This is a genomic window from Propionispora sp. 2/2-37 (genome assembly GCF_001298735.1).
Taxonomy (GTDB): domain Bacteria; phylum Bacillota; class Negativicutes; order Propionisporales; family Propionisporaceae; genus Propionispora.
On the sequence record NZ_CYSP01000001.1, the window covers coordinates 273,402 to 297,310 of the forward strand.

24 protein-coding genes and 2 riboswitches are annotated in these 23,909 nt (G+C 42.4%); of the genes, 19 read left to right on the forward strand and 5 right to left on the reverse strand.

Annotation, left to right across the window (positions count from 1 at the left end; all coding sequences use genetic code 11):
- Positions 1-82: 82 nt before the first annotated feature.
- From P22_RS01430 to hslO, 13 genes are all read left to right on the forward strand, one after another.
- A complete protein-coding gene (locus P22_RS01430; protein ID WP_054258412.1) occupies positions 83-841 on the forward strand; it encodes an FhaA domain-containing protein in 759 nt (252 codons plus the stop codon).
- Between the two features lies 1 nt (position 842).
- Positions 843-1,277: an FHA domain-containing protein gene (locus P22_RS21425; protein ID WP_054258413.1), complete on the forward strand. Its 435-nt coding sequence runs from the start codon at positions 843-845 to the stop codon at positions 1,275-1,277.
- Positions 1,278-1,282: 5 nt separating this feature from the next.
- Positions 1,283-2,005, forward strand: a complete 723-nt coding sequence (locus P22_RS01440) for a Stp1/IreP family PP2C-type Ser/Thr phosphatase (protein ID WP_054258414.1) — start codon at positions 1,283-1,285, stop codon at positions 2,003-2,005.
- A 3-nt stretch (positions 2,006-2,008) separates the two neighbouring features.
- Positions 2,009-3,271, forward strand: coding sequence for an FtsW/RodA/SpoVE family cell cycle protein (locus tag P22_RS01445; protein WP_054258415.1), 1,263 nt, complete (start codon positions 2,009-2,011; stop codon positions 3,269-3,271).
- On the forward strand, positions 3,268-4,698 hold the full coding sequence (locus P22_RS01450) for a peptidoglycan D,D-transpeptidase FtsI family protein (protein WP_054258416.1): 1,431 nt from the start codon (positions 3,268-3,270) through the stop codon (positions 4,696-4,698). Before P22_RS01445 ends, P22_RS01450 begins: the two co-directional genes overlap by 4 nt.
- Positions 4,699-4,712: 14 nt before the next feature.
- Complete coding sequence (gene pknB / locus P22_RS01455) at positions 4,713-6,590, forward strand: Stk1 family PASTA domain-containing Ser/Thr kinase (RefSeq protein WP_054258417.1); 1,878 nt, start codon at positions 4,713-4,715, stop codon at positions 6,588-6,590.
- A 16-nt stretch (positions 6,591-6,606) separates the two neighbouring features.
- Positions 6,607-7,482 (forward strand): ribosome small subunit-dependent GTPase A, encoded by an 876-nt coding sequence (gene rsgA / locus P22_RS01460; RefSeq protein ID WP_054258418.1) that lies wholly within the window; start codon positions 6,607-6,609, stop codon positions 7,480-7,482.
- 72 nt (positions 7,483-7,554) lie between these two features.
- Positions 7,555-7,687, forward strand: a riboswitch (FMN riboswitch).
- Between the two features lie 99 nt (positions 7,688-7,786).
- Positions 7,787-8,935 carry a bifunctional diaminohydroxyphosphoribosylaminopyrimidine deaminase/5-amino-6-(5-phosphoribosylamino)uracil reductase RibD gene (gene ribD / locus P22_RS01465; RefSeq protein WP_054258419.1) on the forward strand — a complete coding sequence of 383 codons (1,149 nt, stop codon included), beginning with the start codon at positions 7,787-7,789 and terminating at the stop codon, positions 8,933-8,935.
- On the forward strand, positions 8,886-9,545 hold the full coding sequence (locus P22_RS01470) for a riboflavin synthase (RefSeq protein ID WP_054258420.1): 660 nt from the start codon (positions 8,886-8,888) through the stop codon (positions 9,543-9,545). The genes ribD and P22_RS01470 overlap by 50 nt, the downstream gene beginning before the upstream one ends.
- Before the next feature lie 29 nt (positions 9,546-9,574).
- Positions 9,575-10,789 carry a bifunctional 3,4-dihydroxy-2-butanone-4-phosphate synthase/GTP cyclohydrolase II gene (locus P22_RS01475; RefSeq protein WP_054258421.1) on the forward strand — a complete coding sequence of 405 codons (1,215 nt, stop codon included), beginning with the start codon at positions 9,575-9,577 and terminating at the stop codon, positions 10,787-10,789.
- 6 nt (positions 10,790-10,795) lie between these two features.
- Positions 10,796-11,257, forward strand: coding sequence for a 6,7-dimethyl-8-ribityllumazine synthase (ribE, locus tag P22_RS01480; RefSeq protein ID WP_054258422.1), 462 nt, complete (start codon positions 10,796-10,798; stop codon positions 11,255-11,257).
- Positions 11,258-11,291: 34 nt separating this feature from the next.
- Positions 11,292-11,852, forward strand: a complete 561-nt coding sequence (yfcE, locus tag P22_RS01485; RefSeq protein ID WP_054258423.1) for a phosphodiesterase — start codon at positions 11,292-11,294, stop codon at positions 11,850-11,852.
- Between the two features lie 23 nt (positions 11,853-11,875).
- Positions 11,876-12,736, forward strand: a complete 861-nt coding sequence (gene hslO, locus P22_RS01490; protein WP_054258424.1) for an Hsp33 family molecular chaperone HslO — start codon at positions 11,876-11,878, stop codon at positions 12,734-12,736.
- Positions 12,737-12,896: 160 nt separating this feature from the next.
- Here hslO and rpmB read toward each other — a convergent pair whose 3' ends face one another.
- Positions 12,897-13,088, reverse strand: a complete 192-nt coding sequence (rpmB, locus tag P22_RS01495; protein WP_054258425.1) for a 50S ribosomal protein L28 — start codon at positions 13,086-13,088, stop codon at positions 12,897-12,899.
- A 181-nt stretch (positions 13,089-13,269) separates the two neighbouring features.
- Here rpmB and P22_RS01500 point away from each other — a divergent pair, with 181 nt between their 5' ends.
- Positions 13,270-13,482, forward strand: a complete 213-nt coding sequence (locus P22_RS01500) for a DUF1858 domain-containing protein (protein ID WP_054258426.1) — start codon at positions 13,270-13,272, stop codon at positions 13,480-13,482.
- A 33-nt stretch (positions 13,483-13,515) separates the two neighbouring features.
- Complete coding sequence (recG, locus tag P22_RS01505; RefSeq protein WP_054258427.1) at positions 13,516-15,567, forward strand: ATP-dependent DNA helicase RecG; 2,052 nt, start codon at positions 13,516-13,518, stop codon at positions 15,565-15,567.
- Positions 15,568-15,661: 94 nt separating this feature from the next.
- On the opposite strand, the gene P22_RS01510 is transcribed toward recG, so the two are convergent.
- Entirely contained in the window at positions 15,662-16,528 is an 867-nt protein-coding gene (locus tag P22_RS01510; protein WP_156318823.1) for a HipA family kinase, read from the reverse strand.
- 63 nt (positions 16,529-16,591) lie between these two features.
- A complete protein-coding gene (locus P22_RS01515) occupies positions 16,592-17,164 on the reverse strand; it encodes a hypothetical protein (RefSeq protein WP_054258429.1) in 573 nt (190 codons plus the stop codon).
- Between the two features lie 97 nt (positions 17,165-17,261).
- Between P22_RS01515 and P22_RS01520 the strand changes: the two genes are divergently transcribed.
- The gene (locus P22_RS01520; RefSeq protein ID WP_255351774.1) at positions 17,262-17,522 is read left to right on the forward strand and encodes a 2-hydroxymuconate tautomerase; all 261 of its coding nucleotides are present in this window, start codon (positions 17,262-17,264) and stop codon (positions 17,520-17,522) included.
- Between the two features lie 34 nt (positions 17,523-17,556).
- Here the strand turns inward: P22_RS01520 and P22_RS01525 are convergent, their stop codons facing one another.
- Together P22_RS01525 and P22_RS01530 are read right to left on the reverse strand one after the other, a co-directional pair.
- On the reverse strand, positions 17,557-17,871 hold the full coding sequence (locus P22_RS01525; RefSeq protein ID WP_054258431.1) for a ferredoxin family protein: 315 nt from the start codon (positions 17,869-17,871) through the stop codon (positions 17,557-17,559).
- On the reverse strand, positions 17,871-19,229 hold the full coding sequence (locus P22_RS01530) for an FAD-dependent oxidoreductase (protein ID WP_054258432.1): 1,359 nt from the start codon (positions 19,227-19,229) through the stop codon (positions 17,871-17,873). The genes P22_RS01525 and P22_RS01530 overlap by 1 nt, the downstream gene beginning before the upstream one ends.
- 175 nt (positions 19,230-19,404) lie before the next feature.
- Positions 19,405-19,535: riboswitch (cyclic di-AMP (ydaO/yuaA leader) on the forward strand.
- A gap of 4 nt (positions 19,536-19,539) precedes the next feature.
- Here P22_RS01530 and P22_RS01535 point away from each other — a divergent pair.
- The 3 genes from P22_RS01535 (at position 19,540) to P22_RS01545 (ending at position 23,832) form a co-directional block, all read left to right on the forward strand.
- Positions 19,540-19,947 carry a 3D domain-containing protein gene (locus tag P22_RS01535; protein WP_082378361.1) on the forward strand — a complete coding sequence of 136 codons (408 nt, stop codon included), beginning with the start codon at positions 19,540-19,542 and terminating at the stop codon, positions 19,945-19,947.
- A 329-nt stretch (positions 19,948-20,276) separates the two neighbouring features.
- Complete coding sequence (guaB, locus tag P22_RS01540) at positions 20,277-21,731, forward strand: IMP dehydrogenase (RefSeq protein ID WP_054258433.1); 1,455 nt, start codon at positions 20,277-20,279, stop codon at positions 21,729-21,731.
- A 109-nt stretch (positions 21,732-21,840) separates the two neighbouring features.
- Complete coding sequence (locus P22_RS01545; protein WP_054258434.1) at positions 21,841-23,832, forward strand: transglycosylase domain-containing protein; 1,992 nt, start codon at positions 21,841-21,843, stop codon at positions 23,830-23,832.
- The last annotated feature ends 77 nt before the right edge of the window (positions 23,833-23,909 follow it).

Sequence of the window (23,909 nt, forward strand, 5' to 3'; positions counted from 1 at the left end):
TCTTTTGTATAATAATGCTTGATTTTGACTATATTGGAAATATGGCGTATAATACATCTATAAGAATTGGAGTGTATTCATTATGGGTGTAAAATTTATTCGTAATCTTGAGACTCTATTTGAGACGTATATAGAGGGTTTTTTTTTGAAGAAACTTTCCGGTGGATTACAGCCGGTTGAGATTGCCAAGCATTTATTGCAGAAGATGGATGATGAACGGTCAATCAGCGTGGATAATATCTATGTTCCCAATAGTTACACGATTTATTTAAATCCAATGGATTACGAACGTTTAAAGCCCTATAAGGATGCGATCTGTGAAGAATTATCCGGGTACATAACCGACGGAGTCAGACAAAAAGGTTATACGATTATTGGAGAGCCGCTTATAACATTCGATCAAGACAAACAAGTGGCAGCCGGTAATTTTCAAATCACTACACAGTTTATCGAACCTCTTGCCCAAAGGGGAGTAAATCATTCGCAACAAGCATTGTCGGATACCCGTATTTTTAATAAAATCAGCCCTATTATAGAGAATAAAAGAGCATTGTCTGCTGTTTTGAGAGTAATAGAAGGAATTGATACCGGTAAGACGGTTAAGCTGGGAAAGGGCAGAATCAATCTCGGCAGGAGAGAAGGTAACGAACTGGCTTTAACCGATATGAATATGTCACGACTGCATGCGTATATCTCTTTTGAGGAAGATTGTCATGTGTTACATGACGCGAAAAGCCTGAACGGTACCTATGTCAATGGACAGCGTGTCAGCCGAAAGGTGTTGCAAGGTGGAGAACGTATTAAGATGGGGAATACGGTGATTTTATATGAGGTGAAATAAGTTGCCGGATAAATTTGGGGTGCTTAATGCAGTCAGTATACTGTTGCAGTACAGTCTGGTTGTTTTTATTTATATTTTTTTATGGAATACATTGAAGATAATTCATGCGGATTTAAGGGCTGACAGTAAAGCTGATCAGCCTTGTGCAGCTTTAAAAGTATTTGAACGAGGTAGCGTTATGTTGGCAAAGTCATTCTGGAGGATAGAGGATACGCTTACGATTGGCCGGGGTGAAGAAAATCACATAGTGATTAATCAAAGTGTGGTTTCACATGAACACGCCTGCATTGCCAGACAGAACAATAAATATTGGCTGGCCGATTTAAATAGTACGAATGGTACTTTGCTTAATAACCAGCCTGTGAATGAAGAGATATTGCTGCAAAATGGCGATATCATCCGCATTGGAACAGTAAGTTTCAAGTTTGAGAGGTGATCGGTTTGTTAGCTCATGTAAAGTCGGATATTGGCAAAGTGAGAGAAATTAATGAAGATAGTTATGCCTTTCATCCTCCAAACTTTTTCGGAGTAGCAGACGGAATGGGAGGGCATGCGGCCGGTGAAGTTGCCAGCAGCCTAGCCATTAAGGCGTTTACTGAATTTATTGAAAAGCAGGCCGGGTCTATGCCTATTGAACAACTAATGGAAGAGGCAATTTGTCAGGCTAATACGCTGATCTATGAAATGTCGTTACGGCAAACGGAGTATCTCGGGATGGGAACTACCGTAACGGCTGCTTACATTGAAGGGAATCATGTCTACTGGAGTCATGTCGGTGACAGCCGTTTATACTTGATTCAGGATAATTCTATCTGCCAGCTGACTAATGATCATTCTCTGGTATGGGAACTGTTTTTAAACGGCAGTATAACGCAGGAGGAAATTCAGTCTCACCCTCAAAGAAATATGCTTACCCGTGCAGTAGGAACCAGCCAAACTATTGCGGTGGAGTGCGGATCAATGGAGTGGGGACCTGGAGATATTCTGTTACTTTGTACAGATGGACTTACCAGCATGTTAAACGACCAGGAAATTTACCAAAGCATTAGAACCAATCTTAGCCGGCTTACCGGCGAACAGGTTTTAGAGGAGCTTGTAAACCAGGCTAACCGCAGCGGCGGCCTGGATAATATTACGGCAATTTTATTGCAATATGGTGATTAATAAATGAGAGAAATGGTAAGATGCGAGCGGTTTCTGCTGCTGCTTGCCAGCGCCGTTCTGATCAATGGCCTTGCGGTAATACAGCTTCTGCAGAAAAATATGGATTACAAAGTACTGGGCGCTGCGGCAGCCATTGTCGCTTCCTGGTTTGCCGCACATGTATGGTTGCGTGTTGCCGGCCATTCCGGTGATCCCTTATTGCTGCCGTTAGCTGCACTATTGTCAAATATTGGTTTGATTATGGTACTTAGACTGACACCAAATCTTTTTTTTGCACAAACCATATGGATACTTTTGGGTGTGTTCGTCTTTGTGCTTTCAGTATATCTTGCACAGAAAATAGAAAATTTAGCTACCTTTAAGTATGTTTGCGGTTTTACCGGTATTATCTTATTAATGTCGGCCATTCTTTTTGGCGTAGATATTGGCGGACACAAAAGCTGGGTTATTTTAGGGCCGATAAGGTTTCAGCCTTCGGAGTTCGCCAAGCTGTTTATTGTTATCTTTTTAGCGGCTTATTTGAATGAGCGGCGTGAAGTTCTGACTTTGGCCAATAAACGTCTTGGTCCGTTGCTGTTACCCCATCCTCGGTTTGTTGCCCCATTAGTGTTTGTTTGGGGAGTAACCATGTTGATGCTTGTTTTGCAGCGTGATATGGGTTCTGCATTATTATATTTTAGTATCACTATTATCATGACCTATATGGCCAGTGGGCGTTTGAGTTACCCTATGATGGGATTTGTGCTGTTTTTTGCGGGTTCAGTTTTCTGCTATTACTACTATCCTCACATTCAAACGCGAATTGATATCTGGATTGATCCATGGGCCGATCCGTCCGGCAAAGCCTACCAAATCGTTCAGTCGCTCTTTGCTCTGGGGTCGGGCGGTGTGCTGGGGACAGGCCTTATGTATGGTTTTCCTACGATGATCCCGGAAGTTCACACCGATTTCATTTTTGCAGCCATTGGCGAAGAATTGGGCCTAATGGGAACAGGAGCCATTTTACTCAGTTACATTATTTTGGTTTATCGTTCATTCCGTACGGCTCTGCTAAACAACAATTCTTTTATTGCGTTGGTAGCCAGTGGCTTTGCCGTGATTATCGGTCTGCAGACTTTCTTAATTGTCGCCGGGGTTACAAAATTTTTTCCACTGACAGGTATCACGTTACCTTTGATCAGCTATGGCGGAAGTTCCATTTTGTCTAATTGTATTTTGTTAGGCATTTTGTTTACCTTATCGGAAATGAGGCCTAATTATAGATGAGGCTTAACCGGATTAGTGAACTTCACAATACTCTTTCTGAGAATATTCGTACCGCGGCATATGTTATTATTGGAATGCTATGTGTAGTATTTATTTATGTTTCTTATCTGCAAACCGTAAAAAGCAGTTTTTTGGCGGAACATCCTTTGAACCAGCGTATTACTGAAGCAAATAAAAAGATACATCCCGGTGAAATACGGGACAGACATAACGAAAAATTAGCGTATAGTGAAGAAGATGGAAAGGGTTCATTCCGGCGATACTATCCCTATGGGGCGCTGACTGCGCACGTTGTGGGCTATAACAGCAAACAATATGGAAAGACTGGCGTAGAGGCGGTTTATGGCGCTTATTTGTCCGGTACACAGTCTCCTTTTAGCCATTGGGGAGCAATTTCCCAGGCTTTTCGTCCGGAACAGGGAGCTAATGTTATTCTTACCATTGATACTGCTTTGCAGGAAACTGCTTATAATGCTCTGGGGAATTACCGGGGAGCCGTTGTAGCTTTAAACCCGCATACCGGTGAGATTTTGGCTATGGCAAGTAAACCGGGCTTTAATCCCAATACTATTGATGAGAATGGGCAGGATATATTTCAGTCGCCGGACGGGTTGTTAATAAATCGTGCAACACAAGGGCTGTATCCGCCCGGCTCCACATTAAAAGTCATGATGGCGGAAGCCGCTTTAAAAGAAAATATAGCGAATCTGGATACGGTTTTTTCGTGCCAGGGAACACTTCAAATCGGTAAAGACTATACTTTAACCGAGGCTGATGGCAGTCGGCATGGAGATATTAATTTAGAGAAAGCATTGGCTGTTTCCTGCAATATAACGTTTGGTACACTGGCGTTAAATCTCGGAAACAAGAGAATGGAAAAAACTTTCGAACGTTATGGCTTTACTACTCCATTGAACAGCGATTTCCAAGAATCGTTGAGTCATTTACCGGATTTTGCTGATTTGAGCAGCGGAGATTTGGCCCAAACCGGGATTGGACAGGGAAGTTTTTTGACAACTCCTTTACGAATGGCTTTGTTGGCAAGTGCTTTTGCCAATAGGGGGGGCATCATGAAGCCTTATCTGGTTAGTCAGGTACAAGATGCCAATGGGAACATGATTGAAAAGAACGCGCCCACTGAGTGGCTGACTCCAATTGATGCCGGCCTGGCAGAAAAAATTAAGGAAATGATGATAACTGTGGTATCGGAAGGAACCGGAAGTGCGGCTGCTTTGAAAGATGCGCTGGTTGCAGGAAAAACAGGAACAGCGGAAAATCCCCATGGGAAGCCACATGCCTGGTTTATCGGCTTTGCACCGGCGGACAATCCACAGATTGTTGTTGCCGTTATAGTAGAAAATGCGGGTTCGGGCGGACAAGTAGCTGCGCCGATCGCCCGGCAAGTTTTAGCTCAGGGAATACATTAAGGAGGTGACAGAGCGTGCTTAATAAGACATTAGACAATCGTTATACTATACTAGAACATGTTGGTGGCGGCGGAATGGCAGATGTCTACCGTGCTCACGATAAACTGCTGGACCGGTCTGTGGCGGTAAAAGTTTTACGCTCACAGTTTACTCATGATGAGGAATTTGTAACCCGTTTTCGCAGAGAAGCCCAGGCGGCAGCAAAATTATCCCATCCAAACATTGTTAATATTTATGATGTGGGTCAGGCGGAAGATACATATTATATTATTATGGAATATATTTCCGGTGAGACATTAAAAGATCGCATTATACGAAACGAAACACTTCCTGTAGAAATGACGGTACGAGTTATCTTAGAAATTGCCGAAGCGCTGGAACATGCCCACCAAAACGATCTTGTACATTGTGATATTAAGCCTCACAATATTTTAATTACCCGTACAGGCCGCGTTAAGGTGACTGATTTCGGAATAGCCAAGGCAGTGACTTCAGCCACAATGAACCATACCGGAACTATTTTAGGATCAGTTCACTATTTTTCACCGGAACAGGCAAAAGGTGAAATGGTAAGCGCAAAATCCGACATTTATTCTCTGGGCGTGGTTATGTATGAGATGCTAACAGGAACAGTACCGTTTAATGGGGAGACGCCCATAAGCATTGCATTACAACATTTACAGCAGGAACCACGGCCTCCACGCGAATTAAATCCGCAAATACCTCCTTTGGTAGAAGCAACTGTATTAAAGGCTATGGCTAAAGAGCCATCCGACCGTTTTGAAGATATTACTCAAATGATTGCCGATTTAAGACTTGCACAAAATTATCTCCGTGATGATCAAACCCGGCGTTTATCGCATGATGATTTTCCCACACAAGTTTTACCTAAAGTAACCGATGAAGTTTTGACTCAACCTCAACCAACAAATAAACAAAATGCTTCAGGCAGACCTAAAAGCCGCAGATCGAAATTATGGTATTTGCTTTTATTTGCCCTATTGTTAATAGGTTTTGCCATAGGAACTTTTTTGGCGTTTGGGAAATTCTGGAGTGCCAGTGAGGTAATTGTTGCCGATGTAGTTGGCAAACAAGTGGATATTGCGCAAAACATACTGACAAACCAAAACCTGCGCGTATCCATATCAGAGGCTTTTAACGATGATGTCCCTGCCGGTCATGTTATTTCGCAATACCCGGAAGCGGGTGCCACTGTCAAAGAACAGCGGACAATAACCCTGGTTGTCAGCAAGGGCGGGGAAGTTACGGTTGTGCCGGACGTCCGGGGCTTAACAAGGCGGGATGCAGAATTACAGATAAAAAATGCGGGACTTACTTTAGGACGAGTTGAAGAACAGATTGCCGCCGATGTGGCACCGGATATCGTTATTGGTCAAAATCCAAGGCCACCGGCTCATGTAAATAAAAATACAGCTATTGATCTGATTATTAGCAAGGGACCGGCACAGCGAAAAATCGTTTTGCCTGATTTTCAAGGTGCCCCGCTAAATACTGTGAATACGCAGTTAGAAAGTCTCAAATTAAAACTTGGTAAGGTTACGGAAGAAGCTAATGATAAGTATCCTCCGGGTACTATTATCAGTCAGAATCCAGCGCCTGCCTCCGAGGTGATAGAGGGAACTGCAATTGATTTTACCGTGTCACGCAGTGCTCCCGGTGCAGTGAAACGGGCTATTGTCCAGATTACCGTACCTGAAGGCGCTTCAAGACAGGTAGTGCAAATTGTGGTAACCGATTCCAATGGCCGCCGTGTAGTTTATGATAATCCTCATAAACCCGGAGATAAAGTAGAAAAACAAATTGAAGGTGTAGGGCAGCTTCGCATGCAGGTTTATATTAATGGAACGCTTGTACAGGAAAAAACATTGTAATGGGAGGTAACATTACGTGTTTCAGGGAATAGTGGTAAAAGCCTATAACGGTTTTTACTATGTCAAAAATACTTCCAAAATTACAATGTGTACTTTACGAGGGCGCATTAAAAAAGAGCGCTTTTCGCTACTGGTTGGAGACAGCGTCGTTTATACCCTTACCGGACAGGAGAAGGGTGTCATCGAGAGGATCTTGCCACGGCGCAGCATCCTTACCCGGCCCATGGTTGCCAATGTGGATCAGGTCATTATTACCTTTGCCGCGGCAAATCCCGATATGAATGTTGAACTATTGGACAGGTTTCTGGTTCTAGCTGAACTGGCGCAGCTAAAAGCCTATCTTTGCATTAATAAAACCGAACTGGTTGAGTGGGGAAGTTTGCAACCGGTTATCGAACTATATGAAAGTATCGGTTATGATGTAATTGCTTTATCTGCTAAAACGGAAATAGGGGTCAAAGATCTCCGGCATATCCTGTATGACCGAATATCTGTATTTGCCGGCCCTTCAGGAGTTGGAAAATCTACCATCCTAAATTTGATTGAACCAGGCTTTCAACTGGAAACCGGAGAAGTCAGCGAAAAAATTGGCCGAGGAAGGCATACAACCCGTTTTGCCCAGCTTCTTCCGTTAACCGGGGGCGGGTATGTGGTTGATACCCCGGGATTTAGTTTTACTGAATTCAGCAATCTAAGGGAACCCGAACTGACCTACTGCTTTCGTGAGATTGCATTACAAGCGGCCCAATGTAAATTCGCCTCGTGCCTGCATGTAAAAGAACCTCAGTGCGCAGTGAAAGAAGCGGTGCTGTCCGGTAAAATTGCACAAAGCAGATATAATTCATATCTTGCCATTTTAGAAGAACTAAAAGAGCAAAGCAGTAAATTTTAGTTCTTCCGCAAAATAAAGTTTGACTATTTTTGTATTATTTATTATTATAGAAACGTAAAGTAACTGAATATCATTAGCCTTTGGGGCAAGGTGAGAGGGAGTAGATATCCTTCAATTCCTTACCGGCGGTAAAGCCCGCGAGCCGTATGGTTGATCTGGTGTGATTCCGGAGCCGACAGTATAGTCTGGAAGGGAAAAGGCTTGTTTTCCGGCCATAGTAATGTTTGGCTTGGCATGTTATTTCCCTAAAAAACCTATTGTTTTTAGGGAATTTTTGTTTTTAATCTCTGGATTGGAGGCAGCAATGGACGAGATATTTATGCAGCGTGCTTTACAACTGGCTGCGAAATCAAGGGGAAAAACAAGCCCCAACCCGATGGTCGGCGCAGTCATTGTCAATAATGGACAAATTGTCGGTGAAGGCTGGCATCAAGCAGCCGGAACACCTCATGCCGAAATACATGCGCTCTGCCAAGCAGGCCATTTAGCAAAGAATGCGACGCTTTACGTTACATTAGAGCCATGTTGCCATTATGGACGTACCGGTCCATGTTCGGATGCCATAATCACTGCGGGAATTAAAAAAGTAATCGTTGCGATGACGGATCCTAATCCGGTCGTTGCCGGTAAAGGTATTAGCATACTCCGTGCTAATGCTATTGAGGTTGTAGAGGGAGTCCTGAGTCACGAAGCGGCGAAACTAAATGAGGTTTTTATCAAATGGATCACAACTAAAATGCCTTTCGGAGTTTTGAAGACAGCTATGACCCTGGATGGTAAAATTGCAGCCTTTACAGGACATTCGAAATGGATAACCGGTGAACAGGCAAGAGACTATGGGCACCGTTTACGCAATATTTATGATGCTATCTTAGTTGGAATTGGTACTGTTCTTGCGGATGATCCGGCGCTGACCACCCGAATTCCGGGAGGGAAGAATCCCTTGCGAGTTGTTGTTGACAGTATGGCACGGATACCGCTTACGGCAAAACTGCTGAATGATAATCAGGCCCCAGTTGTGATCGCAGTAAGTCCAAATGCTTCTGAGGAAAAATTAGCAGCATTACGTTCTAAACATGCAGATATTGTTATTGTGCCTTGCGGTCCTAGGGGTGGTATCGACTTGCGAGGATTATTTGAAATTCTTGGCAGAAGAAGTATTACCAGCATCTTTATTGAAGGCGGCTCCCGTATTAATGCTTCTGCAATCAGCGCAGGACTTATTGATAAAGCATACTGGTTTATTGCTCCTAAATTTATTGGAGGAAGCAATGCACCCGGGCCGATTGGCGGAACCGGTCTTGAAACTATGGAAAAAGCTTTAACGCTTGAAGATATTGAACTTGAACGTGTTGGTGAAGATATACTGATTACAGCATATTTACAGGGAAGGGAAGGTCGGCATGTTTACAGGACTTGTGGAAGAACTGGGAACGATAAAAGCAATTGTTAAAGGGCAAAGATCGGTTCGCTTGACCGTAGGCGCCAAAACGGTTCTGGAGGACGTAAAAATCGGCGATAGTATTGCCGTAAATGGTACTTGTCTGACTGTCGTAGCACTCCAGCCGGATTGCTTTACAGCTGATGTTATGCCCGAGACCGTTTCAAGGACCGTATTGGCCGGACTGAAAATTGGCCACCATGTCAATTTAGAACGGACGTTACGCTTAGATTCTCGTTTGGGAGGGCATATTGTATCCGGTCATATCGATGGGGTTGGCAGCATTGTCGCAAAGGAAATAAACGATATTGCGGTTATCATTCGTATACAAGCCGGAACGGAGATCATGAAATACATTATAAAAAAAGGATCAATTGCCATTGACGGCATTAGTCTGACGGTTGTGGATTGTGGACGAGACTGGTTTACCGTCTCACTGATCCCGCATACTGCGTCTATGACAACACTTGGTTATAAGAAAATAAATGATCAGGTAAATTTAGAGGTGGATATGATCGGCAAATATGTGGAAAAATTGCTGGGATTGTCCGGTTCAACCCACGAAAAAAATGTAGCAAGCGGGGGCCTTTCTATTGATTCACTCATAAATAATGGTTTCTAACTCAATACTTAGCGACAGGAGATGCGATGATGAAATTCAAGTTTAATACAATTGAAGAAGCAATTGAAGATATCCAAAATGGGAAAATGGTTGTTGTCGTAGATGATGAGGATAGGGAAAATGAAGGCGATTTGTTGATGGCTGCCGAGAAAGCAACACCAGAAGCGATAAATTTTATGGCTACTTATGGCCGTGGTTTGATTTGTATGCCGGTAATCGGTGAGCGGTTGGACGAACTTGCCATAAGTGCCATGGTTGATGTCAACACCGATAGTATGAGTACAGCTTTTACTGTTTCGATTGATGCCAACTGCGTTACCACTGGAATATCGGCTTATGAACGAGCTGAAACTATTCGGAAGGTTTTACATAGTGATGCGAAACCGGAGGATTTTCGCCGTCCGGGACATATTTTCCCTTTACGGTATCGAGAAGGCGGTGTTTTACGACGTGCCGGACATACCGAGGCAACAGTTGATCTGGCAAGATTAGCCGGACTGTATCCGGCAGGTGTAATTTGTGAAATCATGAATGATGACGGGAGAATGGCCCGTGTACCAGAACTGATGAATTTTGTGGCAAAACATGGTTTAAAGATCATTACAATTGCAGACCTGATCAAGTACCGAAAAAGGAATGAGAATTTTATTAAACGGGTAGCGGAGGCGGCTTTACCGACGAAATACGGAGAATTCCGACTGATTGCCTATGAAAGTAAGCTGGATAAGCAGTGCCACCTTGCTTTGATTAAAGGTAATGTAGCCAATCAGGACAATGTTTTAGTACGTGTCCACTCGGAGTGCCTTACTGGTGATGTTTTGGGCTCTCTCCGTTGCGATTGTGGAGATCAACTGGTGACATCTCTAAAGAGGATTGAGGCCGAAGGTAAAGGAGTTTTACTGTATATGCGCCAGGAAGGCCGGGGAATTGGCCTAGCGAATAAGATCAGGGCATATGCCTTGCAGGATAAGGGCAAAGATACAGTGGAAGCGAATGAACTCTTAGGCTTTTCAGCTGATTTACGTGATTATGGTATTGGAGCACAGATACTGGCAGATCTGGAATTAAGTAAAATTCGTTTACTTACCAATAATCCTCAAAAACGGGCCGGGTTAGAGGGGTATGGATTAACCATTACCGAGCGTGTTCCTCTAGAAATGAAACCCAACCGTTTTAATCAGCGGTACCTGTCGGTAAAAAAAGCCAAGTTAGGTCATATTCTTAAACAAAATATGGAGGTATAATAAGTTATGAAAACATTTGAGGGAAATTTAGTAGCCAATGATTTACGTTTTGCTATTGTGGTAGGCAGGTTTAATGAGTTCATTACCAATAAATTGCTTAGCGGTGCTTTGGACGGTTTAAAACGTCATGGAGCAGCGGAAGAAAATATTGATGTTGCCTGGGTTCCTGGTTCCTTTGAAATACCTTTGGCAGCACAAAAAATGGCTATGAGCAAGAAATATGATGCAGTCATTTGCTTGGGAGCCGTTATTCGTGGGGGAACAACTCATTATGATTATGTTTGTGCCGAAGTTTCCAAAGGAGTGGCACATGTAGGCCTGGCTAGTGGCGTGCCGACCATCTTTGGTGTGCTGACAACGGAAAATATTGAGCAGGCTATTGAACGTGCCGGAACCAAATCAGGAAATAAGGGATTTGATGCAGCATTATCCGCAATTGAAATGGCCAATTTATTACATGGTATGTAAAATATTTCCAGGGAAATAATAAGGGGAGATTAGCGTGAAAATAGGTGTAATAAGTGATACCCATGGCTGTTCTGCAACGTGGGAGAAAATATATGATCAATATCTTTATGATGCCGACTTTATTATTCATGCCGGTGATGTTCTCTATCATGGTCCACGAAATCCGGTATTACCGGAATACAATCCATCTCGACTGGCGGAAGCACTGAATGCTTGTCCTGTTCCGTTTATTGTAGCCGCTGGTAATTGTGACAGTGAAGTTGACAGTATGGTGCTTGATATTCCCGTACAATCTCCATATTCGTATGCCATAGTCAACGATCTTCGCATTCTTGTTACTCACGGACAGAATCAAACGGAAGAAAAGCTTTTTGCTTTGGCACAACAAGTAAAAGCAGACTTGATTATCACCGGTCATACACATATTGCAGCGTTAAAGCAGCAGAATGGCGTAACGCATTTAAATCCGGGATCGCCCGTTTCAGGCTTGTCTAAACAGGTTGATCAACATGGGACTCTGGCAATAGTAACAAATCGTAAAATTTCTGTAATCGATATTGATGCGGGGAAAATCATCATGGAAGAATCAATCTAACCAGTTTATTCAGGAGGAAATTCATGCAGGATCATATGATGAAAGCTACAGTGCCGGGAGTCCGGATGGTGGCGGCAATAACAACTGCATTAACCGAAGAGGCACGGCAGCGGCATGACTGTTACCCTGTAGTAGCGGCAGCATTAGGACGTACAATGACAGCGGCGCTGTTAATGGCAGCCAATCTTAAAACAGAGGAACGGCTGAGTATACGCATAGCAGGAGATGGTCCGATCGGTAGTATTATTGCTGATGCATCGGCAAAGGGGAGGACGGTACGTGGCTATGTGAAAAATCCTCATGTTGATTTACCGCTTCACGGTGTTAAACTGGATGTCGGGACCGCTGTTGGTGGCGGCAGCATATTTGTCACCCGGTTTACCGGTTTAAAACAGCCTTTTACCGGTAATGCTCCTTTGGTAAGTGGTGAAATTGCTGAAGATATTACCAACTATTTGGCAGTATCCGAACAAACACCTTCCAGTGTAGCGTTGGGTGTATTGGTTCAACCTGACATGACGGTCAGTGCTTCAGGCGGTTTTTTAGTACAGGCACTGCCGGCTGCAGAAGAAAAGAGTCTGCAGATTATTGAAAAGAATTTAGCACGGTTATCTCCGGTTTCTCAGATGATTAGTTCGGGATATTGTGCAGCAGATATCATTAATACTGTTTTTGAAGGATTACCAATAAAACTGTATGATCAACAGCCGGTAAGTTTCCATTGTCCCTGCACGCGCAATAAGGTTCAGGAAGTATTGATAAGTTTGGGAAAAAAAGAGCTAACAGAGTTGGCCGCAGAGGGGAAAGCTGAAATTTGCTGCCATTTCTGTGCCAAAAAGTATTATTTCGACCGTAGTGATCTGGGAAAAATGCTGGCGGAATAAAAAAGAAGGCTATCGAAATCTTAAGCGATAGCCTTTTTCTTTAATTTATCAAACAAAAGGTTATATGCGTATGAATAACAACAAACAGTGATCCCATCAACATTAATTTATATGGAAATGAGACAGCGGATTAACTTGAGTTAACCCGCTTATTTTGAAACTATATCGCACGTTGAATCTTACCGGAACGCAAGCAGCGAGTGCAAGTATTAACTCGTTTAATTTCACCGTTTACAACGGCTTTAACCCGCTGAATATTCGGTTTCCAGCTGCGTTTTGTTTTTAAATGGGAGTGGCTGACATTAAAACCGCTTTGCTCACCTTTACCACAGACTTCACAAACATTTGCCATCTATAATACACCTCCTCTGATGAAGACACCAGTTCTCAACTAAACATAGATATTTTAACATATGCTAACTTCATAAGCAAGATATCCTAGTAATTTTATTGGGACTTTATGTTTTACAAGCAGGAATTTCTTGACCCGCTATGGAAATAAGCAAACAAATAGGGGATGGGAGGCGCATATTTTGTTTACTAAAAATACGCCGATAATTGAGGCACTCCGTTCTCACCCAATGGCGCGGGAAATTTTTGCTTTGCACGGAATGGGTTGCATAGGCTGCATGGGGTCGAATCAGGAAACGATAGGGAATGGGGCCAAGATGCATAACATTGATGTGGAAGCGCTTCTGAAAGAATTGAATGAATTACTGGAAGCCGAAAATAAGCAAAGTGTCTAATGATACTTTGCTTATTCTTTCGAGGTGAAATTTATGACAATCTATAAGTCAACCAATGTACAGTATCTAAAAGGAGTCGGAAATCAAAAAGCTGCTTGGCTTGCCAATTTAGGAATTTTGACTATACAGGATTTGCTGGAACATTTTCCACGTCGTTACGAAGACCGTCGTCAGATAAAGGCTATCAATCAATTAACAAATGGTGAGATGGAAACATTTATTGCCACTATTATCGGCAGCAATGGCAAGAAATCTGCCAGGGGAGTTAATCTTACTAAAATCATGGTGCGTGATCATACCGGAATTGCTGAATTAATTTTTTTTAATCAGCCCTATTTAAAAACAAAATATAAGCTGGAAGAGCAAATCATGGTATATGGTAAAATACAAAAGAAAATTCCTTATACACAAGTAGTAAATCCTGAAATGGAAATAATTGGTAACACGGGGTTTTTGGCTTCCGGAAGTATTTTACCTATCTATTCCTGTAGTGACAACATTAGCCAACGTTGGCTGCGCGGCTTGCTAAAACAGGCGTTAAGCTATCTGAACACTTCGGAAGCAGAAATTCTTCCTGCAGAGGTTATTAAAGACAATCATTTGATTGGGCATAATGAAGCACTGCTAAACATTCATTTTCCCGCCGACTGGGAAATCTTAAAAAAATCAAGAGAAAGGCTGGTTTTTGAAGAACTGTATCTCTTACAATGTGGCCTGCTGTACTCAAAGCGCAGGAACAGGGGAAGCCTATCCGGAATTAAGCACGCGAGTGACGGGCATTTGGTACGGCAGTTAGAGCAAAATTTGCCATTCTCTCTCACACATGACCAAAGGCAGACACTGCTAGAAGTCAAGGCTGATATGGAAAACACCGTTGTGATGCAACGAATGGTCCAAGGAGATGTAGGTTCCGGTAAAACGGTAGTGGCGGCTATAGCCTTAGCCAAAACGGTAGAAAACGGCTATCAGGGTGCGCTGATGGTGCCAACGGAGATCTTGGCAGAGCAACATTACCGAACCTTATCGGAATTGCTCTCTGTATACGGTGTGCGAATAGCCTTATTAACCGGAAAGTTATCCAAATATAAACGGCAGCAATTGATCAATGACATTGGCGAAGGAGTCGTGGATATTGTTATCGGTACCCATGCACTGATTCAGGAGGATGTGTTTTTTAAAGCTCTGGGGCTGGTCATCACCGATGAACAACATCGATTTGGCGTAAGACAACGGGCAAAACTCCAATCCAAGGGAAAAATGCCGGATGTACTTGTTATGACAGCAACTCCTATACCTCGAACCATGGCATTGACAGTATATGGCGATTTGGATGTCTCCTCTATTAAGCAACTTCCGCCGGGACGATCACCTGTCAAAACATTCGTTCGCGACAGCAGTCGGCGTTCTTTAGTTTATAAGTTCATTATTGATGAAGTTACCAAAGGGCATCAAGCCTATATCGTCTGCCCTCTCGTTGAAGAATCTGAAAAAATTCAGGCACAATCCGCCGTAAAGCTGTACAGCGAACTAAAACAATCGTTTTTTAGGGATATTTCCTGTGGATTAGTACATGGAAAAATGAAAATGACTAACAAAGAAAAAGTGATGGCTGATTTTTATCAACAAAAAATTAAAATTTTAATTTCTACCACGGTAATTGAAGTGGGGGTAAACGTCCCTAACGCGACAGTTATGGTCATTGAAGGAGCAGATCGGTTTGGCCTGGCACAATTGCATCAATTGCGGGGCCGAATTGGCAGGGGAAAATATCAGTCTTATTGTATTTTGCTATCCGATAATAAAAATACGGAAAGCCGGGAACGAATGAAGATTATGACACAAATTAGTGATGGTTTCCAGTTGGCTGAGCAGGACCTAATCATGCGGGGGCCCGGACATTTTTTTGGTGAACAGCAACATGGCCTGCCGGATCTCAAAATTGCCGATATCCTTCAGGATGTAGACCTTCTTTTAAAAGCTAGAAAGGCTGCCCAACAGACAGTCAATTCTAAAGATATGGAAAAGATCGTTCCGGTTATTGCTGCTCGTTTTTCCAATCATTTTGATATAATGCTTCAAAGCTAAAAAAAAACGGCTTATACCGCCGAATTATGGGAGAGGAGAAAATTTACATTATTATTTTTGCCTGTTTTTCCCTCCGCTATGCAAAAAAGGTATTTTATTTTCTAATATGAGTAACGGTTTTTATTAACCGTTGCTTTCTTTCGGAACTTTTTGGAATATACTTGCATATTTTAAAAAAAATTTTATCCGCCATACCCTTGCGTGTCCGAATATATTCTTCAAGTATTACAGATTCTTCTTTATTGTTCCACCATTCGTCGGGAACACTCTGCATTATTTTCTTTATTTGAGTATCATCAATGGCTTTGAATTTTTCCAGATATGGAATAAAATCATTTGGTGAAATATAACTAGTTAATAATAATCCAAATAAACGGTAATAGTATACTTTAACAATTTCTGACAGATCCATGACGGATTTATTGGTCCATCGCCCGGAACGGAATAAGTGAGAATTGTCAATAGCATATATTTTATATCCGGTATGTTGCGGGCTGACAATAAGATTTTTTCTGTTGTTCGTTCTGTCCGCATTGTGAAAAATATGATCAAATAAAATTACACCGGCAAGTTCCGGCAGGTTTTCTGATTTAGAGAGATGGTGTTTCTCCAAATAGGCTGTATTTGCAATATAACGGGAAGCAAAATTTACACTGGGCACGAGCCCTGTTGCCTTTAAATGGGGATATTTATTTAAAAAAGATTCTTCTATTTTTATGAGCTGGCTGTGGGGAAAACAAAGGTTTAGTAATTTTCCGATCTGGGCTGCAATTAGTTCACTAATTAATACTTTCGTCCCATAGCGGTTGTTTTGCATTTTAACAACATAAACCTGATCGTCACTGGCACAAAAAAAATGAGGTGAAGTGGCACCTACACCGACACTGCCCAGATATTCAGTAGCGAAAATCATCTTGTAACCTCCAGGATCAAAGCTAACGGCCCGGTTGGCAGTTAACACCGAGCCGTTAGTTTGTTAGTCTGATTATTGCCGGCTGCACGGATTTGAAATGAAAATGAACGGTTAACAACAAGATACCGTTGCTACTGAAGTCAACCCTTCGAGGTTAACAACAACTGATCTGATATCGTGTTCACAAATTGCATCATTAGATCCCGGTACAAAGATTTTATCAACTGTTAAAACGGCTAAGCAATCATCAACGGCCCCTAATATTCCCTGGAATAAAAATCCGCCTAGGGTAGTAATGGCAACGTTGTCACCAATCATGCGTTCCAACCTGCAAATAAGTTCTTTGCTCTGCAGACGCTCCTGAGAGTCTCTTGGAATAGTAACTGAAGTTACAGAATTTAAAAAAGGATCCTTGACAATACCGGTTCCTTTGCCAATTATCGACCATAAATCTAAACGTAAAAACGACACATCCCTTACTTCTCCGCCAGGGGTGAGAATTTCGACTTCAGGTGTTGCCGCTTCAATTGCCGGAGTTAAAATAGCAATTCGACATTCTTCTATCGCTTGTAAGTTACCGAAGTAGGTAAAACCATCAACGCCAAATAATAAAACATCGGTATTAAGTTCACGTTCCAGCTCGCGAATCAGTGCTGGATTACGGATTTCATGAAACAATCCCATAGATAGCGTACCTCCCCATATTCATAAATAATAAGCTGTTACTATAATTTATGAATACGTCCTCAGGAATGTTACCCTTATCATTCCCCTTTGCGAATTGCCGAAGAAAAACAAGGTACTGCAGGTATCTGAGTATTTATGCCGAATTAAAGTTGAGAGGAGGAGGGATACCATGCCAGTTGTTCAAATTGATATGGCCGAAGGCCGAACCACTGAACAAAAACGTGAACTTGCCAAAAAAGTCACCGTAGCAATTGCTGAGACGGCCAAATGCCCGCCGGAAGCAATCACCATTGTCATTAGAGAGTCTGCCAAACAGCATATTGCTAAAGCCGGCATACTAATGTCGGATATGTGAACAAATAGTCCAAGTACAGACAACCGTACTTGGACTATTTGTTCACATATCCCTCAGTACCTTCGGTAAAGCTGACACCATAGCCTCCAGACGGATAAGAAAACTTAATATTTCCCAGGGGGCAGACAAGGCGGCAGGCACCGCATTCTATGCATTGTTTATAGAAGACGGATATGGATTTAGGTTTTGTGCCATCCCAGACAAATACTTGGGCCGGGCATATGGATAAACATTCGTTATTTTTACAGTTGGTGTCACATAATTCCGGCTTTTTTATCACAACATGCTGTCTATATTGATCAGGCTTGCAATGTATCAATTTGATTTTTTCAGATACATCATGCAGCATCAGCGAATCACCTTAATTGTTTTCCAAATATCACGCAGTAATTTAGAGATGGATTGCATGCTTATTAATTTTTTAAAAATATAAATCCGTTTTGCCTTTTTGGGCATAGTGTAAACTTTGGCCGATAAATAAGCTGCTTCATTAATCATTTTGCTATATAAATTAAAATAGTAGGGGATTTCTCTTTCAAATGCAGCAATTTTACTGTTGGCCTTCATATCTTCCAATACAAAGCTTTCCTGGAGTAAAGTTTTATAAAGAGATAATTTCTTTTGAGAAAAGTCACGGCTCTTCTTGGCGGCGATAGCTGCCTGAGCGGCAAAAAATCCGGACCACATGGCAAGGTTGAATCCATGTGTTCCATTTACCAGGGCGGCTGCATCACCAACGATCAATAAACCTGGATATACCAGCTCGGGAATGGCGTAATAACCACCCTCCGGGATCATTTGACTGCCGTATTCAACCAGCTTACCGTCTGACCAATACGGTTCGAGCAGTGGATGTTTTTTTACGCGCTCCAACAAACTGTTAGGATTAATTCCGGACTGAGAAAAATGCCGAAGTGACATACCCACATTGATATTAATACTGTCTGTAAAGGTATGTATAGATGCGGTACCGTTAAAACCGGCTGTAGGATAACCAATAATACCAATGACGCTGCCGCAGCCTGAAGGTAAATTGAATCGCGTTTCGATAGCTTCCGGAGAAAGGGCGATGGTTTCTTTTACATACAGTGATAAATTTTGTGAGTTTACTTTGGTTATAAGTCCAGAACTCTCTGCGATGAGAGAGTTAGCTCCATCGGCCAGAATTATCAGGTCGGCTGAAAAAGATGTGTTTTGAGGAGGAGATACCGTTACTCCCACAGCCTGTGTTTGTTCAAAAATAACATTTTGGACATTATGGTTAAACAATAGCGTAGCTCCAGCCGCAACAGCTTTATCTGTAAGCCATTTATAAAGATGGGGGCGTTTCACTGTGAACCGGTTATAAGGTGAGGATAGAAATCTCATACTATTATAACGGATTGCAAACAGAGAATCTTCGGTCATCAGCCAATAAGCCTGATCGGTTACGATTCTTTCAACCGTCAGTTCATCCCAGAAATTGGGGAATAGTCTATGTGTATGTTCCGCGATTAACGCTGCGCCACCACAACTTTTGGCACCGGGATATTGTCCCCGTTCCAGTAAAAGTACACTTAATCCTTCCCGTGCAAGGAAATAAGCGGCGGTTGAGCCGGCTGGTCCTGCACCGGCAATGATAACGTCATACTTACCCGGTTGCATTGCCTGACTGCGCCGGTAAAATAATTTGAGAGGTTTTTTGTTCTGGCGGACGGTTGATTTCATTAAAGTCACCCGGGGTTAGTGTTTGCATGTAAAGGCAGGATCATTCCAGTCAAATACCGCCAATTATATCATAAATGATGATAACGAAGGATAAAACAGTATTGTTTACATAACTAAAAATAATCCGATGGGACAAAGTTTTAATGACTTGCAATAAAAGGTGTTCTGTTGTAGTATATAGTCCAAGCCGAATTTCCATGGAAAACGGGGAACCCAATTTATCAGGGGTGAATCCGCGTATGCGGTAGGGATTATACCTTTGACCGAACCCGACAGCTAACCTCGTAGGCTTTAGAAAGGGGTGTTCTTCATGAAATTTGTCAAGAATTTTATGTTATGGAGTGCCGTGATTGTCATGTTAATCACCAGTTTTGCTGTTCCGGCAGTATCAGCCAAACCTAGTAAGGACTTGAGTTACAGTAAAAAGTTAAATATAAAAGCAACCGCTTATGCACCGGGGCCGCATGATAATGGAAAATGGGGCGATTTAACTCATATAGGGACAAAAGTAAGACCGGGAATTATTGCGGTTGATCCGAAGGTAATTCCACTGGGTTCAAAAGTATATATCGAATTTGAAGACGGACGCGGATCCTATGCCGTCGCGGAAGATACCGGAGGTGCAATTAAGGGCAACCGTATTGATATTGCTATGTGGACAGTAGCGGAAGCTTATGATTTTGGTATCCAGGATGTAAAGGTATATGTTTTGGATTAACTATGATGAAAGCCGGCAGTTTATAGAATTGCCGGCTTTTGCTTAAAAAAAATCTTTTTTGTGGGTTCCCTGCCATTGGACATAAATTCATATTATACGCATAAGATTATTTACTCTTTCTGGATTTTTCATCATATTGGTTCCTGAATTATAAACCCGTGTATGTAAAGGGAAGATAATTGTTTAAAGTTTTTTATATTATGTAATATTTTACTGGCATTTTGGCAGAAAAAAAGTAAAATACTACATATAAAATGGTGGATTCGACAAGTTTCATATGGTATTATATTATGAAATATATGTAATGTTTCGGGAAGGGAGAGAAATTCATGTTTGAAGACAAATTTGCTGCAGAAGGTTTGACATTCGATGATGTATTGTTAATTCCTGGAAAATCTGATGTATTACCTAGAGATGTAGAGGTTAGTACACAGTTAACTAGAAATATTCAATTGAACATTCCCATAATCAGTGCCGGAATGGACACGGTTACCGAGGCACGTATGGCCATAGCGATGGCACGGGAGGGTGGCTTAGGCGTAATTCACAAGAACATGTCCATCGAAAGACAGTCCAATGAAATTGATAAAGTAAAGCGATCGGAGCACGGTATTATTGTTGATCCCATCTTTTTATCACCGGATAATATTCTGCAAGATGCACATAACCTGATGGAAAAATATCATATTTCAGGTGTTCCGGTGACGCAGGACGATAAATTGGTAGGCATTCTTACGAATCGTGATTTACGTTTTGAAACGGATTTGTCGGTTAAAATTCGTGATTGTATGACCAGGGAACATTTAATTACCGCACCTGTAGGGACCTCTTTGGAAGATGCCAAGGAATTGCTGCGTAAGCATCGCATTGAAAAATTGCCTTTAGTGGACAATTCGGGGAAATTAAAAGGGCTAATCACAATAAAGGATATTGAGAAAGCCCAAAAATATCCCAATTCGGCTAAAGACTCCAAGGGAAGGCTGCTTGTTGCTGCTGCCGTGGGTGTGGGGGCAGATATGATGGACAGGGTGGAGGCCATTGTGGCTGCCAAGGTAGATGTTTTAGTTGTGGATACTGCCCACGGGCATTCCCGGGGAGTGTTGGAGGCTATTAAAACCATTAAGAAAAAGTATCCGCAGGTTGATTTAATTGCCGGCAACGTGGCTACTGCGGCGGCGACCCGTGATTTGATTGAAGCAGGTGTTGATGCGGTCAAAGTCGGTATCGGTCCCGGCTCTATTTGCACTACCCGGATTATTGCCGGTATCGGTGTACCGCAAATTACGGCGGTGTATGAGTGTGCCCGGGCTGCCCGGGAGTTTAACATACCGGTTATTGCCGATGGGGGTATAAAATATTCCGGAGATATAACAAAGGCCATCGCTGCCGGTGCCAGCGTGGTTATGGTGGGGAATTTGCTGGCCGGTACGGAAGAAAGCCCCGGTGAAACAATTATTTATCAGGGACGCAGCTATAAGGTTTATCGTGGTATGGGGTCGTTAGGTGCTATGGCGATGGGAAGCAAGGACCGTTATTTTCAGGAAAATATGGACAAACTGGTACCTGAAGGCATAGAAGGGCGCGTACCGTACAAGGGAACGCTCGCAGACACCATTTTTCAGTTGATAGGAGGCTTACGCTCCGGTATGGGCTATTGTGGGGTTGCTACCATCCATGACCTGATTACCAAATCGCGTTTTATCCGTATTACGGGAGCTGGTCTGAAAGAAAGTCATCCGCATGATGTAAATATAACTAAGGAATCACCAAATTATAGTCTATAATAATTGTAATATTTTAACACCGCCAATACCTATTGGCGGTGTTTTTCGCAGTGCGTGAACGCGTAAATCTTGAGAATTTTTGCCATACTACAGACAAGGGAGGTGCAAAATGAAAAAACATCCAAATCTTACCTGCATATGCGTTTTACTTTTATTTCTTATGCTCTGTTTAAATGGTTGTTCATTTTTTCGTTTACCGCAAACAGATAATTTGGAAAACTTACAGTTGATTGAGGCAACGCAAGTTTTTGATGAAAACGGACAGCTTATTGCTAAATTATTCGAAGAAAATCGGGTTGTTGTTCCGTTAAATAGTATGTCGGTATATGTTCAGCAGGCTATTATTGCCAATGAAGATATTCGTTTTTATAGTCATTTCGGTATCGACCCTATCGGTATTTTGCGTGCTGCTTGGGCTAATATACGCGCAGGCGGCTTAGTAGAAGGAGGCAGCACGCTTACTCAACAATTGGCTAAAAATATGTATTTGACACAAGAGAGAACTTTCACGCGCAAACTAAATGAACTTTTTTTAGCTATCACGTTGGAACGGAAGTTTACTAAACAGGAAATATTACAAGCTTATCTCAATCAGGTCTATTTTGGTGAAGGTGCTTATGGAGTTGAAGCTGCCGCCCAGGTCTATTTTGGTAAGCACGCCAGTGAACTAAGTTTAGCAGAAAGTGCGTTATTAGCAGGTCTGCCTCGTGGACCAAACATCTACTCTCCTTATGTGGATCCCAATGCCGCTGCTGAACGGCGCAGCATCGTTCTTGATGGTATGGTTAATGCCGGTTATATTACACCAGAAGCTGCGGCAACTGCACGGCAGGAAAAGATTGTTCTTGCCGGTAAAAAAAAGCGTTCCATACAGGCGTCGTATTTTATTGATTACATTGCTAACCAGCTAGTCGAACGTTACGGTGCCAACCGGGTATACCGAGGTGGTTTGAAAATATACACGACATTGGACAGTAAGGTACAGCAGCTTGCAGAAGCGGCTTTGGGAAACTATCAGGGGGCTGTTGTTGCACTTGACCCCAGAACCGGATACATCAAGGCTATGGTGGGTGGAAAAAATTATGAAGAGAGTCAACTCAACAGGGTTGTTGCAGAAATCCGGCAGCCAGGTTCGGCTTTTAAGCCTTTTGTGTATACAACAGCGCTTAATCAGGGTCTGAGTGTAAATTCGCTCCTTGTTGATGAGCCTTTAAATATTAACGGTTATAAACCCAAAAACTATGATAAAAAGTATAACGGGGCAATGACTTTGAAAAAAGCACTGAGTTTATCGGTAAATACAGCAGCAGTTAAGCTCGGACAGCAAGTGGGAATGAGTGAAGTACTTACCCTGGCAAAAAATCTGGGGTTGAGTACAATTGTTCCAGAAGACGATAATCTCGCTGCAGCCCTGGGGGGATTGACCCAAGGGGTGAGCTTGCTGGAATTAAGCACTGCCTATACTCCTTTTGCTAATAATGGAATCCTGTCTAAGCCGGTTAGCATTATTAAAGTTTTAGATGAAAACAATCAAGTTTTAGAGGAGAATCATTTAGTCCAACAGGCGGTTTTACGCCCGGAAATCGCCTATCTAGCTACCGATATGATGAAAGCGGTTATTACCAGGGGTACCGGGACAGCGGCAAATATTGGACGGGAATCGGCAGGGAAAACCGGAACTACGGATAATTATGAAACAGCCTGGTTTATCGGCTTTACTCCTGAAATTCTTGTGGGAATACTTGTTGGCAATGACGACCGGAAGCCGGTTGACATTTCCGGCAGCCAGGTTGCACAGCTTTGGGGGACAATGGTATCTCAAATTCCCGTTGTTTCCCAAGGGAATTTTGTGATTCCTCCCAATATGGTTACCGGTGTACCGGTATGCAGCACTTCGGGAAAACTAGCAACCCCCGACTGTCCGGAAATAGAATATGATGCATTTATCAAAGGAACGGAACCTACAGAGTTCGATTTTCATCATAGAACAGGTAATAAAAATCCCCAAGCTAGCCAAAAAGAATCTGACAAAAAAGATGCAGCAAAGGAAGAAAAGAAAAAACCACGCTGGCGATTACCATTTAAATTGCCCAAATTTTAATAATATGATAGAATATTTTTTAGCCAAATTCTTGATTTTATGGCACAATAAAAGATAAAAGGGGATTCTGCGGCGCA

Bases quoted from the DNA above. Each gene is read 5' to 3' on its own strand.
- P22_RS01430 (WP_054258412.1), top strand. From the start codon at position 83: ATGGGTGTAAAATTTATTCGTAATCTTGAGACTCTATTTGAGACGTAT.
- P22_RS01445 (WP_054258415.1), top strand. From the start codon at position 2,009: ATGAGAGAAATGGTAAGATGCGAGCGGTTTCTGCTGCTGCTTGCCAGC.
- P22_RS01450 (WP_054258416.1), top strand. From the start codon at position 3,268: ATGAGGCTTAACCGGATTAGTGAACTTCACAATACTCTTTCTGAGAAT.
- ribD (WP_054258419.1), top strand. From the start codon at position 7,787: ATGGACGAGATATTTATGCAGCGTGCTTTACAACTGGCTGCGAAATCA.
- P22_RS01470 (WP_054258420.1), top strand. From the start codon at position 8,886: ATGTTTACAGGACTTGTGGAAGAACTGGGAACGATAAAAGCAATTGTT.
- P22_RS01475 (WP_054258421.1), top strand. From the start codon at position 9,575: ATGAAATTCAAGTTTAATACAATTGAAGAAGCAATTGAAGATATCCAA.
- ribE (WP_054258422.1), top strand. From the start codon at position 10,796: ATGAAAACATTTGAGGGAAATTTAGTAGCCAATGATTTACGTTTTGCT.
- hslO (WP_054258424.1), top strand. From the start codon at position 11,876: ATGCAGGATCATATGATGAAAGCTACAGTGCCGGGAGTCCGGATGGTG.
- rpmB (WP_054258425.1), bottom strand. From the start codon at position 13,088: ATGGCAAATGTTTGTGAAGTCTGTGGTAAAGGTGAGCAAAGCGGTTTT.
- recG (WP_054258427.1), top strand. From the start codon at position 13,516: ATGACAATCTATAAGTCAACCAATGTACAGTATCTAAAAGGAGTCGGA.
- P22_RS01515 (WP_054258429.1), bottom strand. From the start codon at position 17,164: ATGGGATTGTTTCATGAAATCCGTAATCCAGCACTGATTCGCGAGCTG.
- P22_RS01525 (WP_054258431.1), bottom strand. From the start codon at position 17,871: ATGCTGCATGATGTATCTGAAAAAATCAAATTGATACATTGCAAGCCT.
- P22_RS01530 (WP_054258432.1), bottom strand. From the start codon at position 19,229: ATGAAATCAACCGTCCGCCAGAACAAAAAACCTCTCAAATTATTTTAC.
- P22_RS01535 (WP_082378361.1), top strand. From the start codon at position 19,540: ATGAAATTTGTCAAGAATTTTATGTTATGGAGTGCCGTGATTGTCATG.
- guaB (WP_054258433.1), top strand. From the start codon at position 20,277: ATGTTTGAAGACAAATTTGCTGCAGAAGGTTTGACATTCGATGATGTA.
- P22_RS01545 (WP_054258434.1), top strand. From the start codon at position 21,841: ATGAAAAAACATCCAAATCTTACCTGCATATGCGTTTTACTTTTATTT.